This window comes from Pedobacter sp. GR22-10 (assembly GCF_026239715.1).
Classification (GTDB): Bacteria; Bacteroidota; Bacteroidia; order Sphingobacteriales; family Sphingobacteriaceae; genus Pedobacter.
The window spans coordinates 776,213-792,209 of record NZ_JAPIVR010000001.1 but is presented as its reverse complement, the minus strand read 5'-3'; the positions used below and the strand labels follow the sequence as shown (position 1 = coordinate 792,209).

17 protein-coding genes are annotated in these 15,997 nt (G+C 37.4%); 9 read left to right on the top strand and 8 right to left on the bottom strand.

Translation table 11 applies throughout. The features are described 5' to 3' along the window. Positions 1-68 precede the first annotated feature (68 nt). A complete protein-coding gene (gene lysS / locus OQX64_RS03265) occupies positions 69-1,778 on the top strand; it encodes a lysine--tRNA ligase (RefSeq protein WP_265817611.1) in 1,710 nt (569 codons plus the stop codon). A 120-nt stretch (positions 1,779-1,898) separates the two neighbouring features. After that, positions 1,899-2,111: a hypothetical protein gene (locus tag OQX64_RS03260; protein ID WP_088300536.1), complete on the top strand. Its 213-nt coding sequence runs from the start codon at positions 1,899-1,901 to the stop codon at positions 2,109-2,111. 98 nt (positions 2,112-2,209) lie between these two features. Here OQX64_RS03260 and OQX64_RS03255 read toward each other — a convergent pair whose 3' ends face one another. The 3 genes from OQX64_RS03255 to OQX64_RS03245 all read right to left on the bottom strand — a co-directional run bounded on the left by OQX64_RS03255 (position 2,210) and on the right by OQX64_RS03245 (position 5,012). Next, positions 2,210-2,764, bottom strand: a complete 555-nt coding sequence (locus OQX64_RS03255; RefSeq protein ID WP_088300537.1) for a pyridoxamine 5'-phosphate oxidase family protein — start codon at positions 2,762-2,764, stop codon at positions 2,210-2,212. Positions 2,765-3,074: 310 nt separating this feature from the next. After that, positions 3,075-4,322: a cation:proton antiporter gene (locus tag OQX64_RS03250; RefSeq protein WP_029284363.1), complete on the bottom strand. Its 1,248-nt coding sequence runs from the start codon at positions 4,320-4,322 to the stop codon at positions 3,075-3,077. A gap of 150 nt (positions 4,323-4,472) precedes the next feature. After that, on the bottom strand, positions 4,473-5,012 hold the full coding sequence (locus OQX64_RS03245) for a DUF2892 domain-containing protein (RefSeq protein ID WP_088300538.1): 540 nt from the start codon (positions 5,010-5,012) through the stop codon (positions 4,473-4,475). Between the two features lie 114 nt (positions 5,013-5,126). On the opposite strand from OQX64_RS03245, the gene OQX64_RS03240 reads away from it, so the two are divergent. The 3 genes from OQX64_RS03240 (at position 5,127) to OQX64_RS03230 (ending at position 7,028) form a co-directional block, all read left to right on the top strand. Beyond that, entirely contained in the window at positions 5,127-5,645 is a 519-nt protein-coding gene (locus OQX64_RS03240; protein ID WP_088300539.1) for a TlpA family protein disulfide reductase, read from the top strand. A 67-nt stretch (positions 5,646-5,712) separates the two neighbouring features. Further along, positions 5,713-6,393: a uracil-DNA glycosylase gene (gene ung / locus OQX64_RS03235; protein ID WP_265817610.1), complete on the top strand. Its 681-nt coding sequence runs from the start codon at positions 5,713-5,715 to the stop codon at positions 6,391-6,393. Then, entirely contained in the window at positions 6,393-7,028 is a 636-nt protein-coding gene (locus tag OQX64_RS03230; protein ID WP_265817609.1) for an alpha/beta hydrolase, read from the top strand. The genes ung and OQX64_RS03230 overlap by 1 nt, the downstream gene beginning before the upstream one ends. Before the next feature lie 179 nt (positions 7,029-7,207). Here the strand turns inward: OQX64_RS03230 and OQX64_RS03225 are convergent, their stop codons facing one another. After that, positions 7,208-7,678, bottom strand: coding sequence for an Lrp/AsnC family transcriptional regulator (locus OQX64_RS03225; protein WP_029284374.1), 471 nt, complete (start codon positions 7,676-7,678; stop codon positions 7,208-7,210). Between the two features lie 126 nt (positions 7,679-7,804). Between OQX64_RS03225 and OQX64_RS03220 the strand changes: the two genes are divergently transcribed. Together OQX64_RS03220 and OQX64_RS03215 are read left to right on the top strand one after the other, a co-directional pair. After that, entirely contained in the window at positions 7,805-8,467 is a 663-nt protein-coding gene (locus OQX64_RS03220) for a metal-dependent transcriptional regulator (protein WP_265817608.1), read from the top strand. Next, complete coding sequence (locus OQX64_RS03215; RefSeq protein ID WP_088300543.1) at positions 8,454-10,316, top strand: Nramp family divalent metal transporter; 1,863 nt, start codon at positions 8,454-8,456, stop codon at positions 10,314-10,316. The genes OQX64_RS03220 and OQX64_RS03215 overlap by 14 nt, the downstream gene beginning before the upstream one ends. A 2-nt stretch (positions 10,317-10,318) precedes the next feature. On the opposite strand, the gene OQX64_RS03210 is transcribed toward OQX64_RS03215, so the two are convergent. Further along, positions 10,319-10,798, bottom strand: a complete 480-nt coding sequence (locus OQX64_RS03210) for a TlpA family protein disulfide reductase (protein WP_265817607.1) — start codon at positions 10,796-10,798, stop codon at positions 10,319-10,321. 219 nt (positions 10,799-11,017) lie between these two features. Between OQX64_RS03210 and smpB the strand changes: the two genes are divergently transcribed. After that, a complete protein-coding gene (gene smpB / locus OQX64_RS03205; protein ID WP_029284382.1) occupies positions 11,018-11,467 on the top strand; it encodes an SsrA-binding protein in 450 nt (149 codons plus the stop codon). A gap of 77 nt (positions 11,468-11,544) precedes the next feature. Here the strand turns inward: smpB and OQX64_RS03200 are convergent, their stop codons facing one another. Next, complete coding sequence (locus tag OQX64_RS03200; RefSeq protein WP_265817606.1) at positions 11,545-12,201, bottom strand: protein-L-isoaspartate(D-aspartate) O-methyltransferase; 657 nt, start codon at positions 12,199-12,201, stop codon at positions 11,545-11,547. 189 nt (positions 12,202-12,390) lie between these two features. Between OQX64_RS03200 and OQX64_RS03195 the strand changes: the two genes are divergently transcribed. Next, complete coding sequence (locus tag OQX64_RS03195; protein WP_088300546.1) at positions 12,391-13,068, top strand: hypothetical protein; 678 nt, start codon at positions 12,391-12,393, stop codon at positions 13,066-13,068. On the opposite strand, the gene priA is transcribed toward OQX64_RS03195, so the two are convergent. Further along, complete coding sequence (gene priA / locus OQX64_RS03190; protein WP_265817605.1) at positions 13,065-15,545, bottom strand: replication restart helicase PriA; 2,481 nt, start codon at positions 15,543-15,545, stop codon at positions 13,065-13,067. The genes OQX64_RS03195 and priA overlap by 4 nt on opposite strands. Beyond that, positions 15,545-15,931: a DUF423 domain-containing protein gene (locus OQX64_RS03185; RefSeq protein WP_088300548.1), complete on the bottom strand. Its 387-nt coding sequence runs from the start codon at positions 15,929-15,931 to the stop codon at positions 15,545-15,547. Before OQX64_RS03185 ends, priA begins: the two co-directional genes overlap by 1 nt. Positions 15,932-15,997 lie beyond the last annotated feature (66 nt).

The following is a 15,997-nucleotide window of genomic DNA, read 5'->3' as shown; positions in this document are numbered from 1 at the left end:
TGAATGAAATATTATGATCAGGTGCGATTATATTTCCAAAATCATTACTTTTGCAAAAAATACCCGAAATGAGTATAGGATTATCAGAACAAGAAATATTACGACGTGAATCATTAAAACAATTACGTCAGTTAGGTATAGAGCCTTATCCGGCAGAGGCTTACGACATTAATGTAACTGCCGCAGATATTTTAGCAAACTACGAAAAAGATAAAACTGCTTACAAGACGGTAAGTTTAGCTGGCCGGATTATGGGCCGTAATATCATGGGTGCCGCATCCTTCGCTGAAATACAGGATTCAACGGGCCGTATTCAGGTTTATTTAAAAAGAGACGAACTTTGTCCGGATGAGGATAAAACCTTATATAATACCGTATTTAAAAAGTTATTGGATATTGGAGATTTTATCGGTGTAAAAGGCTATGTGTTTACCACCCAAACCGGAGAAATTTCTATACACGTGACCGAATTTAAGGTTTTAGCTAAATCCTTGCGCCCATTACCGATTGTAAAACGTGATGATGCCGGAAACGTATACGATGGTTTCACCAATCCTGAATTACGTTACCGCATGCGCTACGTCGATTTAACGGTAAACCCGGATTACAAACAAATCTTCATCAAACGCAGCAAGGTGATTAACTCGATGCGTAATTATTTCGATAATCAAGGCTGGATGGAAGTGGAAACACCTATTTTACAGCCCATTCACGGTGGTGCTGCCGCACGTCCTTTTGCCACACACCACAATACTTTGGATATGCCGCTCTATTTGCGTATTGCAAATGAATTGTATTTAAAGAGATTAATTGTTGCTGGTTTTGATGGTGTTTATGAATTCGGGAAAATGTTCCGTAATGAAGGAATGGACCGCACACACAATCCAGAGTATACTTCTATGGAAATTTATGTAGCCTATAAGGATTATATCTGGATGATGGCTATGGTAGAAGAATGTTTAGAAAAAGTAGCTATTGCTACCAACGGATCTGCTGTGGTTAAAGTGGGCGAAAATGACATCAACTTTGAAGGCCCATACGAGAAGCTTACCATGTATGAATCCATTCAGAAATATACCGGTATAGATGTTTCTGCCATGACGGAACATGAACTTATTCAAACCTGCAAAGATTTAGACATTGAAACTGATTCTACCATGGGTAGAGGCAAGTTAGTCGATGAAATTTTCAGTGCTAAGGTAGAGGCCAATTTAATTCAGCCAACCTTCATTACTGATTATCCTATTGAGATGACCCCGTTGGCTAAAAAACACCGTTCAGCTGAAGGTTTGGTAGAGCGTTTTGAGATATTTGTAAATGGTAAAGAAATTGGCAATGCCTATTCGGAATTAAATGATCCCATTGATCAAAGAGAACGTTTTGAGGATCAGTTAACACTTGCTGATCGTGGTGATGCTGAAGCCATGGCGATGGATGATGATTTTGTTCGTGCACTGGAATATGGGATGCCCCCTACCTCAGGTTTAGGTTTTGGTATCGATCGTATTGTGATGTTAATGACCAATCAGAGTACTATTCAGGAAGTATTGTTCTTCCCGCAAATGCGTCCGGAGAAAAAGAAAATTGAGATGACTGCTGAGGAAACAGAACTTTACTCACTGATCAATGAAGATGAGCAACATCTTTTAACAGATATTAAAAGTAAGTTAGCCAACTGGAGCAACAAGAAATGGGATACTACTTTAAAAGCATTAACTTCAAAAGGTATTTTAAAAGTGACTAAAACAGATGATGGTTTATTCCTTTCACATAAATAAACGTATACCATGAGGTAATGCATCTTAACAAAAGCATAACATAAAATTAAAAGGCTTGCTAACAACTGTTTAGCAGGCCTTTTATATATTTACGGCAATTGATAACTAAATCACTGCTATATGAATACTTCAAGTTTAGAAATTAACGAAAGAGAATATTGCATCAAACTAAGTAAAGATGCATTTGATCTAACTTTGGTACGCCAACTGATCAAGAGAATCCAGGCTGAAGCCTTATTTTTCTCCAGAACACAGCATGACGATGACGATATCTTAAGCAAAAGATCTCAGAGAGAAGAGCTGGAAGGCTATGATAATTTAGATGATAAATAAGTTAAAGGTTTCGGGTTACAAGTTCTGGTTAAAATCTCAAAACATGAGCTGAACCTGAACGTGCACCTTTTAACCTTTAACTGTTAATGATTTTAGTTTTAGTCGATATCTAAAGATCCTTCTACTGAATCATCCATTGTTTTTCCGGTTACTACAGAGGCTGCCATTTTTAAGAAAGCAACAGCAGCACCGTTTTTCGTATCCCAATAATAACCTTCAGAAGGAATAACTTTGATCAGGGTAATATTTGGATCTTCTTTTCCACCCTGAAACCAGGTTTTGAGTAGCGGAGTCCATAACTCATCTATTTTCGCCTGGTCTCTGCTGATCTCTGAAATTCCGTAAATATTCACGAAGCCAGAATGTGCGCCAGCCTGAAATAAAAGGTGCGTAAACGGATCAGATGAAATTTCATCATTTTTATGACTATCCTTTAAACTCATGAACCAAAGGTTGCCTTCGTCGTCAACCTGTTGAATGGCCATAGGCCTTACTGATAGAGGCACCCCCGTTTTGATATTGGTACAGAAAAAACAACTCTCTGCCTTCTCTGCGAGGTTTCTAAGTTTTTCAACAGCTTCTTTTCCCCCTAAATCCTGAATGTTATCTTCTTCCTGAGTATGATTAGTACTTCCTTCTTGTGATGTTGCCATAGGTATATATTTTCTATAGACTACAAAATATTTTTTGATTTGGTTTTAACTATTTCAGAAATGAACTTGAATCAAAATTTTTTACATCCCTCGCCCGTCCTCCTCATCTGGATTCAGAATCTTTTATCCGAAGGACATGTATACTCCTTTTAAAGAACAAGTAATTGCAGCAATCCGGGGATTTAGTGCCGTGAGTGAACGAACATCCAAATTCCACAGGTTAGAGATATTTCATAACAACAAACTTGTGCTAACAAGCTTTATGATATGAAATTGCAAATAGAATCCCAAATCCTTAACATCAAACACACTAAACCTCTTCCACAGAAAGCACTCTCTTAGCCAGTTTACCCACCGTTAAACCTTGCACAATAATAGAAAATACAACTACGAAATAGGTAATCCCTACCAACAAAGGCTTATACGGGCCTTCATCCATAGATAAAACCAAAGCAATGGAAACCCCTCCTCGCAAACCTCCCCAAACCAAAACCTTAATGGTACCGCTGCTAAATTTATTTTTAAACGGAATAAGCACCACCGGAATATAAATAGATAAGAACCTGGAAAACAACACAATGATGATACAACATAAACCAATTAACCAATAGTCGGTAATGTTATGAATAATCAGCAGTTCGAATCCGATAAACAGGAATAAAATGGCATTCAAAATCTCATCGATCAGTTCCCAGAATTTGTTCAGGTAATCTTTTGTAACGGCAGACATGGCGGTTCTCTTTCCATAGTTACCAATTACAATCCCAGCGGCAACCATGGTTAAAGGCCCTGAAATATGAATGGAATGGGCAATGAGGTAACCACCCATCACCACTGAAAGGGTGATTAATACCGAAACTTTATAATCATCAATTTTCCGCATGGCATTGGAAGCCCCTAAACCTAAAATAGTTCCTAAAGCAAAACCGCCCAAGGCTTCCTTAATTAATAACCATGAAATATTGGTTGCGCTGATATCAATATCACTGCCCTGTGCCAGTTGAAGGATTACAGCAAAAATCACTACAGCCACCCCGTCATTAAATAAAGATTCTCCAGCAACTTTTGTTTCCAGTGACTTACGTACATTGGCATCTTTAAGCACGCCCATTACGGCAATAGGATCAGTTGGGGAAATAAGCGCACCAAACAATAAGGAATAAATAAAAGGAATTTTAAAACCGAAGAATGGCGCAATATAAAAAACCAATGCACCGACAGCAAAGGTTGAAATCACAACACTTACCGTTGAGAATATAATCACCGGTGCCCTTTGCTCCCTTAAATCAACCAGGTTAATATGAATGGCACCGGCAAATAGCAAAAAGTTTAACATTGCTCCCATTAACACCTCCGTGAAGTCAACATCCTGAAGCAATGTAGAAAAATGATCGAAGGTTTTCGGAAATAAACTACCTGTTAAAACCAATACAATTGAACTGATCATCGCAATGATCATAATTCCGATGGTAGATGGAAGTTTGAGGTATCGGAGATTTAGATAAGAAAAAAATGATGCTAAAACAATAAGCACCGAAAAGGAGTAATATAATTCCATAATTTGATTGAGTACCGGTAAAACCCCAAAATATTAAATAATTTCGACTCGTCTAAAATTATTTTTAGATTATGACATCAATAAGCCGTTTATAGATATAAAAAAAGGAGCCAAATACATTTGGCTCCCTTAATCTTGATGTAATATCAATTAGCGATAACGAACTTGTTGTTGTTTGTCCATCATGCCCATCTGATCTTTCATTTGTTTAATCTGATCGGCCAATAACTTATTCTTATCAGCCTTTTTAGCTTCAGCAAGATAAAGTGTTGCTTCACGTTTATTACGTTTAGCCATCGCAATTCCGGCCAGGCTCAATTTAGCCAATGCAATGTTGTGATCCATCTGCATCCCTAAGCTTAAAGCTGTTTTAAAGTATTTTTCAGATTTCATTGGTGATGTTCTGCTTTCAATTAAACCCACCAATAAATTGTAATATCCATGCTGAACTTTAATTAACTGCCTTTCATAATTGGTAATCCGGTCCAAAAACATTTTTGCTTTAGGCATATTGTCTTTTCTTAAAAACCATTGTGCCAATAACATGTTTTCATTAAAGAAATAAGTTACCAATACGATTAGGCCTAATAAAATAGAAACGATGCCCCAAGGCCAGAAACCGAAAACAAATAAAGCTACTGCGCCACCCAGTAAAGCAAACCCCGCAATTAATCTGATAATATTTGGCATAAATTTTATTCTAATTATTTTTTTTGCAAATATCGTTTTTAAATGGCAGAAATTAGTTTTTAAAATAATAATTTCATTAAAAATTTCACTCATACAACAATTCTCCTCTTAAACATGAAAAAACTCTTCACTATTATATTAATCATATCCGCCATGAATGTTTCCGCACAAGAAATAAATAAAAAAATACATGATCAGGTTCACAATAAAGATATTCTGATTAATGCCTGCACCCGGGATGGCATGGTTACGTTTCCGGAATTTAAAGAGATGTACGAACCATTGTATGCAGCATATACCCCGGACGCTGCTACCATGATTGAATTAAAAAAGCTGGTTAAAAAGGAAAAAATAAAAATCGTTTTTGGTACCTGGTGTGGAGACAGTAAAGTAAATGTTCCAAACTTTTTGAAGATCATGGATGCGTTACATGTTAAAGAAAAGAATATTGAATTTATTGCGGTTGACGGAAATAAGAAAGCTGAAAATGGAATCATAGATGGTTTGGATATTAAAATGGTTCCTACATTTATTATTTATGATCAAAAAGGAATAGAATTGGGCAGAATTGTTGAAGGTCCGAAAACAACACTCGAAGGAGATTTATTGGCTATTTACAAAAAGAAATCATAAACCATTTCAATCTGATTGGAGTTAATATCTTACTTAGATCAGCCTAAATTTAACTAATATATACATTATGTCTGCTGCATTAGAAACCGGTTGGTTAGCCGTTTTAGATCAAGAGTTTGAGAAAGATTACATGAAAAATCTAAAATCTTTTTTAAAGGAAGAAAAGGAAAAAGGTGCAACGGTTTATCCGAAAGGTCAGGATATTTTTAGGGCTATGAATACCACTCCTTTTGACCAGGTTAAAGTGGTTATCTTAGGTCAGGATCCCTATCATGGAGTTGGTCAGGCGCACGGCCTCTCATTTTCTGTACAACGCGGCATGACCATCCCACCTTCCCTAAAAAACATTTACAAAGAATTAGAAACTGATATTGAGGGCTTTAAATCACCACCACACGGAAACTTAATGCATTGGGCAGAACAAGGTGTATTGCTCTTAAATGCCACACTGACTGTTCGTGCCGCCGAAGCCGGTTCACATCAGAATCGCGGATGGGAGATCTTTACCGATAAGATTATAAAATCCCTTTCTGAAAAGCGTAAACACCTTGTTTTTTTACTTTGGGGAAAATATGCGCAGCAAAAAGCTTCCTTAATCGATCAGAAAAAACACTATGTGCTCACTGCGGCTCACCCTTCTCCTTTTTCTGCTTATAATGGTTTCTTTGGATCAAAACATTTTTCAAAGGCAAATCAGTTGCTGATCCAAAATAACTTAACACCTATTGACTGGAAATTGCCGGCTTAATGAACGCTTATTTTATTAGTGGTTTAGGTGCCGATAAAAGAATTTTCTCCAAAATTAAACTTGATGAACGGATTCGTATCATTCATGTAGATTGGATCGTGCCATTAAAAAGAGAATCACTTCCAGATTATGCAAAACGATTGAGTGAAATTATAGACATCTCATCACCATTTATACTGGTTGGCGTTTCATTTGGAGGAATGATCGCTGTTGAAATTTCAAAGATTTTAAAGCCTTTAATGACAATAGCCATATCAAGTACAATATTAAGTAACGAATTACCTTTTCTTTACAGATTGGCTGGCAAACTCCATTTGATAAGATTAATTCCACCAAACCTAATGAAGTCGTCAAACAAATTCAGTCAAAACTTCTTTTTTGGTATTAAATCTACTGAAGAAAAAAACTTATTAACCAAAATTATACAAGATACCGACCCTGTATTTTTAAAATGGGCAATCGCCAGTATTATAACCTGGAAAAACGATATTAGACCAGATAATCTGATTCAAATTCATGGTAATCATGATCGAATTTTGTATTCTAAAAGTGCCATGGTTGATTTCACAATTGAATATGGAACACATTTTATGGTTTATCAAAACGCGAAGGGAGATTTCAGAAATCATCAATAAACTAATCTCGGAGTTCCTTTAATTGATTTTGTCAATAAGAGGAGGAACGACGAAGATATCTGTTTTCAAAAATTAGATTGCTTCACTCCATTTGCTAAGCCATACCCTTCGGTTCGCAATGACGACCAGCCGTATTATTAAGTTGCTTCGCTTAATGATTGGCAATTAAGTTTTTGGAGTTAATATTCCAAAGGCACAATAGGTTCCTTCTTTGTAGTCGACATGATCATCATTGTTTGAAAAGTTTTAACTACAGAAATTTTACTAATCTTCTCCATAATTAAACGCTCATACGATTTGATATCCTTCACGTAAACTTTCAAAAGAAAATCTGCCTGACCGGTAACGTGATGGCATTCTGTAATTTCCTTAATCTGATTCACTTCATCCAAAAAGATTTGAATCGTATTATTTTTATGAAAATCCAGTTGGATCTGAATAAAAGTTTTAATACCTAAACCAAGTTTCTCTTCATCTACCAGGGCATGATAGCTTTTGATAAAACCAGCCGTTTCCAATTTACGAACGCGTTCTAGTGTTGGCGCTGGAGACAATCCGATTTCCTGAGATAGTAGCAAATTCGTAATGCGGCCGTTCTCTTGTAAAATTCTTAAAATTTTAAAATCAATTTTATCTAATTCTGAAGCCATATAAATTCAAAGGTATTGAGAACACAAACATAACCAAATTAAATTCTAAATTTTAACATAATTTATCTAATAAATTTTAATAAATTATTTTTAGATTTACCTAAAAATATAATTAGATAAACATAAATGCAAAGTTTCACTGAGGAGAATTACTTAAAGATAATTTACCACTTAGCAGAAAAAACCGGTAATGTTCAAACCAATGCCATTGCAGAGCAGATGCAAACCAAACCTGCATCTGTAACTGATATGATTAAGAAGTTAGCTGAAAAAGGCTTTGTAGATTACATCAAGTACCAGGGGGTTACCCTTACCGAAAAAGGAAAAAATGCTGCCATCGAGATTGTGCGCAAACACCGTTTATGGGAAGTTTTTTTAGTGGATAAGCTTAATTTTAAATGGGATGAAGTACATGATGTTGCTGAAGAACTTGAACATATTAAATCTACTGCACTGATAGAAAGGCTTGATGAATTTTTAGGTTTTCCAAAGTCAGATCCACATGGCGATCCTATTCCAGATAAGAACGGACGCTTTGCGGTAACACAATTTATCAAACTGATCGATTTAAAAGTTGGTAATCAAGGCACAATTACCGGCGTAAGTCAGCACAGTTCTGCTTTTTTAAAGCACCTGGAAAAATTGGGCTTAACCCTCGGCAAACAAATTGAGATCAGTGATGTTACCGATTTCGATGGTTCAGTAGAAATCCTGATCGCCGGGAAGCAAATCAACATCAGTAGAGAAGTAGCAAAACACATTTTAACAAGCAGTAATGGCAAAAACTGAATCGCTTAGCGAAGTACATCAGAGTGTAAATACCAGTAAAAGAAAAGGTTGGCGGCGAATTTTAGCATTTATTGGTCCTGCCTATTTAATTAGTGTTGGTTACATGGATCCTGGAAACTGGGCAACCGATCTGGCCGGGGGAAGTAAATTTGGCTATCAACTGATCTGGGTATTACTGATGTCCAATCTGATTGCGCTATTGCTTCAGTCACTCAGTGCAAGATTAGGCATTGTTAGGGGTTTGGATCTGGCACAGGCCTCTAAACAGGCTTATCCCCGCTGGGCAAATATTCCGCTATTTGGTTTGGCACAAACGGCCATCATTGCATGTGATTTAGCAGAAATCATCGGCATGGCTATCGGTTTACAATTGCTCTTCGGTCTGCCTTTAATCTGGGGAATTTCAATCACAATTTTTGACACCATATTACTATTATTTTTACTAAATAAAGGCATGCGGGCCATGGAAGGTTTTATCGTATCCATGGTTTTTATTGTGGGCATCTCTTTCCTGGTGGAAATGTTTATTGTAGAGCCTTCTTTAAAAGAAATTGCAAAAGGATTTGAACCTTCTGTCCTCAACGGAGATGCACTGTATATCGCCATCGGCATTATCGGGGCAACCGTTATGCCACATAATCTTTATTTACATTCCTCACTGGTTCAAACCAGAAAAATAGAGCGCAGTAATAAGGGGATTAAAGAAGCTTTGAAATTTAACCTGATTGATACGACCGTTGCCCTAAATCTGGCGTTCTTTGTAAATGCAGCCATCTTAATACTGGCAGCAGCCGCATTTTACAAAAACGGTTTGCATGAGGTGGCAGAGATTCAGGATGCACATAAACTGCTTTCCAATATCTTCGGAAATATAGCCCCAACTTTGTTTGCAATTGCATTAATTGCCGCCGGACAAAGCTCAACTGTTACAGGTACACTGGCTGGTCAGATCATTATGGAAGGCCACATTAATCTTCGTATTCAGCCCTGGTTACGCAGATTGATTACCCGTTTATTGGCCATTATTCCGGCATTTTTTACCATTTTACATTATGGCGATGATGCACTTGGAGGCTTACTCGTATTAAGTCAGGTGGTGCTGAGTTTACAATTAGGTTTTGCCGTTATTCCTTTAATCCATTTCAATTCAGATAAAAAGCTGATGAAGGATTTCGCGATCAAAACCTGGGTAAAAGTTCTAGCCTGGGCCAGTGCGATAACCATTATTGCATTAAACGTAAAATTAGTTATAGAAGAAATAAGTGGCTGGGCAAAGGACGCAAACAACTGGTGGATTTATGTTATTGTCGTACCTGCATTAATTTTTATCGTATTTCTGCTTTTGTATGTATTCTTCCATCCTCTGATTGAAAAGAAAAATCGCGACAGGCAAATGGTGCCTCATGGCAATGCTCTTGACATTGGTAAAATTGAAAAAATCAGTTATAACAGAATTGGTATCGCCGTAGATTTTTCTAAAAATGACGGCAATACGATCAGGCATGCACTTATTCAGGGTGGTAAAGATGCACATTATTACCTGATCCATGTGGTGGAAACTGCTGCTGCCCGTTATCATGGCCAGGATGTGATGGATCACGAAACAGAGAGTGATGCCAGAAATCTGGAAAAATACAGGGTCAATCTGGAAGATTTGGGATTTGATTCCACACCGTTTATTGGCTTTGGAAGCACAGCAAAAGCCATTGCAGAAATCAGCAATAAAAATGAGCTGGAGCTTTTAGTAATGGGTGCTCATGGACACAAGGGCCTGAAAGACCTGATTTTCGGAACCACGGTTGATTCAGTCAGACATAAAGTCAACATCCCTGTACTTATCATCAGATAAGGTTATTTATTAATTTCTTTCATGATTTTTTTAATGCCACCGTCACCAGCGTTATAAACCAATAATTTATTGGCAGGTGAATACAGGTACATGGCAGGATACATCTTAGGAAGGAATGCCGGAATAAACATATGGTTTTTATCCTGCATCACGGTAACATTGGGTTTCTTGTTTAATCCTTTTGCATAAATATCAAAAAACTGAGGAATAATATAGGCTTCATCCAGGGTAATGAGATAAATGTTAGCCTTCTGAAATAGTTTATAATTGGCATTTAATGACTTCATTTCCCGCTGGCAATGCTCACATGTACAATCAAAAAGAATAAATAAATTTTGCTTGCCCTGTTTCAAATCTTTATTAGAAAATGATTTACCATCTAATTTAAAGAAGGTAAACTGAGGCAGTAAAGTAGGCTGTTGCGCTTTAACCTGATAGGTAATGGCTATAAGAAGAACTAGAAGGAAGCTTTTAACTTTCATTTTTAACATTTAAATCCAAACTTAATTGATTTATGAGCAAGATAATCAAATTCCTTTCAGCTTTTACAAACAGATGAACATTCTAATTGTTAATTTAGCCGTTGACGAAATGGAATAATATCAAAATATCACATCAATTTTTAAGATATTTGCAACCCGGCAAATGAGTCTGGATAAATGTAGCGCCATTTGCTGCAAAAATTAATAACAATATCAGCTTTGAAAAACGACATTAATATAAAAAATAAAAGAGCCTATTTCGATTACAATTTACTGGATAAATATGTAGCCGGAATTGCACTTCTTGGAACTGAAATAAAAGCCATCAGGCAAGGTAAAGCCAATATGACTGATGCATTTTGCATGTTTATTGGTGGAAACCTTTATGTACGAAACCTCCATGTTTCTGAATATAGCCACAGCTCATTTTATCATCACGACATAAAAAGGGACCGTGCCTTGCTGCTGCAAAAAAAGGAAATCCGGAAGCTAAAATTAAAGGGCGAAGAAAAAGGCTACACGATTGTACCCCTTCGTATTTTTGTTAATGAACGGGGCTTCGCGAAAATCGAAATCGCTTTGGCACAGGGCAAAAAAGAATTTGACAAACGTGACAGCATTAAAGACAGAGATACCAAACGAGAGCTGGACCGGGCGATGAAAAGATAGTTAGTTTCAGTCTGGAGTCTTTAGTCCTGAGTCCAAATTGACTTAATACTGAGGGCTTTGGACTAAAGACTCAACTACTACCACGCCTGGTCGCCTACTAAAGGTACAAACCTGAAGGTATCCAGTACTATTTTTTCGTAATCAGTTTCGCTTACCCTAATTACCGTAACCATTTTTTGGGTTTTTTCATCACCTACCGGAATAACCAGAATCCCACCGATCTTAAGCTGCTTCAACAAAATTTCAGGAACCAGTGGCGCTCCAGCGGTTACAATAATTTTATCATAAGGCGCATGTTCTGCCACTCCTTTTGAGCCGTCGCCACAACAAAAAACTGGTTTATAGCCCATGCCCGGCAAAACCTTAATGGTACGGTTATATATGTTTTGTTGCCTTTCTATCGTAACTACATTGGCCCCAAGTTCCATTAAAACACAAGTTTGGTAGCCAGAACCTGTTCCTATTTCTAATACCTGATCGCCTTTTTTAATGTGTAGCAATTCACTTTGATAAGCCACGGTGTAAGGCTGTGAAATGGTCTGCCCATCCCCTATCGGAAAGGCAATATCTTTATAAGCCTGGTTCCAGAACGTTTCATCAAAAAAGAAATGACGGGGAACCTTGCCCATTGCTCTTAATACATGCTCATCCTCTATTCCGCGAGATCTTAACAGTTCTACCAGTTTCTTTCTCGCACCACGCTCTCGGTAATTATCAACAAATTTATAGGCCATGAAGTCTCAAAATTAACTTTTTTATATGGTGATGCAAGATAAAGAAATCCACATTAGCCTAAGTTGCAGAAAATCAAAAGCTAAATATACCATTGATAAGTTTGCTTAAATCATCATACTGAAGTGCGGAATTATTTCTACTTTTGGAATCAACAAATTTTAAAGAAAATCAGTATCATTATATCATATATGAAGAAAATCTTACTTAGTTTATTTGCACTGTTTATCTCCATCACCTCATTTGCACAAACAGGAGCAGATTATAATTATACCATAGGCTTCCGTGCCTTTAGTTTAATGCAACTGCCTAAAATATTAAATCAAACCAATACACAGGATTACACCAAGGCTTATGCAAATGGTGCCATGCTTAAGTTCAATGATAACCAAATCAGTTACCGGGTGAGTGGTTCCTATTACCGCAATGATATTCAGTTTGATAATACCTGTGCAACCTGTGAAATCGCTTATGGAAAGGTAACCGATTATTCTTTTAAAGTTGGTTTTGAAAAAAACTTTAACTATTCCAGGGTTCAGCCTTATTTTGGATTCGATCTAGGTTATCGTTCAAACCGCTTTACCGGAACCATAGCACAGCGAAACCAACAAACAAACAGTGCTACACAAACGGCTGATGCCAGTAAAAATGGTTTGGTTCTTACCCCATTAATCGGTTTAAAAGTAAACATCATTTCACAGCTAAACTTCTTTGCAGAAAGCAATCTGGATTTTTATTATTCTTACGAAAAGCAGGATATTACTGGAACCGGTGGTGTAGCCAGAACAGTTACCACCTATAAAAAATGGGAGTTTTTATTAAATCCGGTTTCCCTAGGCTTACAGTTTAGTTTAAATGGGAAAAACTAATAAGGATCTACATCAATCTGCATAAAAATACCTTTAAATTCTTTCGTGGCATTAAATTGTGTAAGGGTCTCGCGTAAAGCATCTTTAACCTTTTGAATGGCGGTATGTTTATCTGCCTTTATAATGATTTGCCTGATATAGAGATTCCGCACCCGGCTTACCAATGGTTGCTCCGGACCAAGTACACGTTTTCCAAATTTTGCTTTTAAAATATTGGCCAGCGAAAGAGCGGCATGATCAAGCACATGTGCATCTTTATGTTTGATGTAAAGAAATATCATTCTTGAAAACGGTGGGTACAGGAACCTCTCCCGTTCTGCAATTTCATCATGATACATACCCTCATAATCATTCTCCACCACCTGTTTAATAATCCGGTTTCCGGCATCGTAGGTTTGGATACATACACTTCCCTGGTCAGCTCTCCTGCCGGCCCTACCTGCTACCTGCGCGAGTAACTGGTAGCTTCTTTCATAAGCCCTAAAATCAGGATAACCTAACAATGTATCTGCATTAATTACACCAATCAGGTTTAAATTATCAAAATCTAATCCTTTAGCTACCATTTGAGTGCCAATTAAGATATCTGTTTTCTTATCCTGAAAATCGTTCAAAATTTGTTGCAATCCGTTTTTTGTTCTGGTACTATCCATATCCAGCCTGGCAATGGAAATATCGGGATATAATAATTTTAACTCCTCTTCTATCCTTTCGGTACCGAAACCCTTTTGCTCAACATGTACTGAGCCACAAGCCGGACAAATATTTACACTGCTTTGCTGGTAGCCACAATAATGGCAATGTAGTTTGCCACTGCTTTTATGATAAGTTAAACTCACATCGCAATTCACACACTTTGGTGTATATCCGCACGTTGCACAAATCAGAATGGTTGCATATCCTCTTCTGTTTTGGAAGAGAACAATTTGCTCCTTTTTCGAAAGTGCCAGGTCAATATCTTTAATTAACACACTGGAGAAATAGGAAACCATAGTTTTTCTCTTGGTTTCTTCAGAAATACTCACCACCTGTTGGTTAGGCAATTGCACACCACCAAACCGCTCCTTCATTTCTACCAGGCCATATTTGCCTTGCAAAGCATTATAATAACTTTCAAGAGATGGAGTAGCTGAGCCAAGGATAACCTTGGCCTGATGCAGGTGTGCCAGGTAAATAGAAGCATCCCTCGCCTGGTATCTCGGTGCCGGATCATATTGCTTGTATGAAGGCTCATGCTCTTCATCCACGACTATCAATTTCAAGTTTTGAAAGGGAAGAAAAACGGCAGAACGTGCGCCAAGAACAACCTTATAAGCACCTGTTCTAACCTTATTCCAGATTTCTACTCTTTCACTATTATTAAATTTTGAGTGGTAAACGCCAATAGCATTACCAAAATAACGCTTAATTCGCTCAACAATCTGTGTGGTAAGGGCAATTTCCGGCAATAGAAATAGTACCTGACCATTTGTATTCTGAATAATTTTTTCAATCAGTTTAATATAAACCTGGGTTTTGCCAGATGCCGTAACGCCATGCAGCAATACCACATCTTTTTCCTTAAAGTGGCCGTTAATCTTCGAAAGTGCATGTTCTTGGGCTTCGTTAAGCTTAAAATTTACGCTAAATTCCTCATCATGTGCAGCCAAACGACTTACTGGTCGTTTAGTAATCACGAAAATATCTTTATCGGTGAGTGCTTTTAAAGCGCCTGGTCCGCAATTGCTCTCTTCTAAAAGTTGCTCCTTTGAAATTGGCAGATTTGTTTTTTGAAGCTTCAGATAAGCCAGCAAGGCATCCAGTTGTTTAGGCGCACGCTCCAAAACATTAAAAAGTTGTTTTAAATTTTCCTGGTCGCTGTAAAAATCGTTTAACTGAATGAACGATTTAAGTAGTGGTTTATATTTCTGTACCACTTCTTCTGCCACCAGTATCAGGTCTTTTTCCAACAAATTATTAATGATGGGGTAAATTGTTTTCTGCCCCAGCAGTTTGGAAACTTCATTAACGGTTAACTTTTCCTGCCTTTTAAGCGCAGTAATGATCATTTCTTCTTTTTCATTGAGCACTACGTTCTCACTAAAACCTTCCGTAAGCATCAGGATGGTTTCACTGGCCAGCTTTAAGCTGGCTGGCAATGCTGCGGTCATAACATCGCCCTCATTACACATGTAATAGTTGGTCATCCAGGTCCAGAACTTGAGTTGCGTGGGCGTTACAACCGGTTCTGCATCAATCACATCAATGATATATTTAGCTTCGTAAGCTGCAGGTGGATTTTTAGATACGGCGCAAATTAATGCAGAATAAATTTTGTGCTTCCCGAACTGAACCACTACCCTTTTTCCTACCGCCACCTGATCATTTAAATCGAAAGGAATTCTGTAGGTGTAGTTTATCGCCAAAGATAAAGGCAAAATCACTTCCACAAAAAGTGTTTCTCTCTCTGTAAAAATATCGTTCTCAAAAATTTCCATTATTTATCTTTAAAGGCAGCAAAAAACAGCATGATCCAACCGAGTACAAATAATAATCCTCCGATGGGTGTTAAAGGGCCAATTAAATTTACAAAATCCAGTTGTAAAATACTTCGCGTAGCGAGTAAATAAAGCGAACCCGAAAACAGGATAATGCCGAAGGTAAAACAAAAATAAGCAATGTTGATGAGCTTATTCCTGTAGCGGGCGAAAGTTGATAAATATAACAGTGCAAAGGTATGATAGAACTGGTAACTCACACCTTTCTGCCAGATTTCCAGAGCTGACGCATCAACCAAAGCTTTTAATGCATGCGCACCGAATGCCCCTAGTAAAACAGCAACTAATCCAAAAAAAGACGCAGTAAGTATTATTCGTTTATTCATAGGTATTTTGCCCTAAGCAGTGGCTAAATTAATAAATTGGTCAAGAACTTCTCACTAATCAATGTA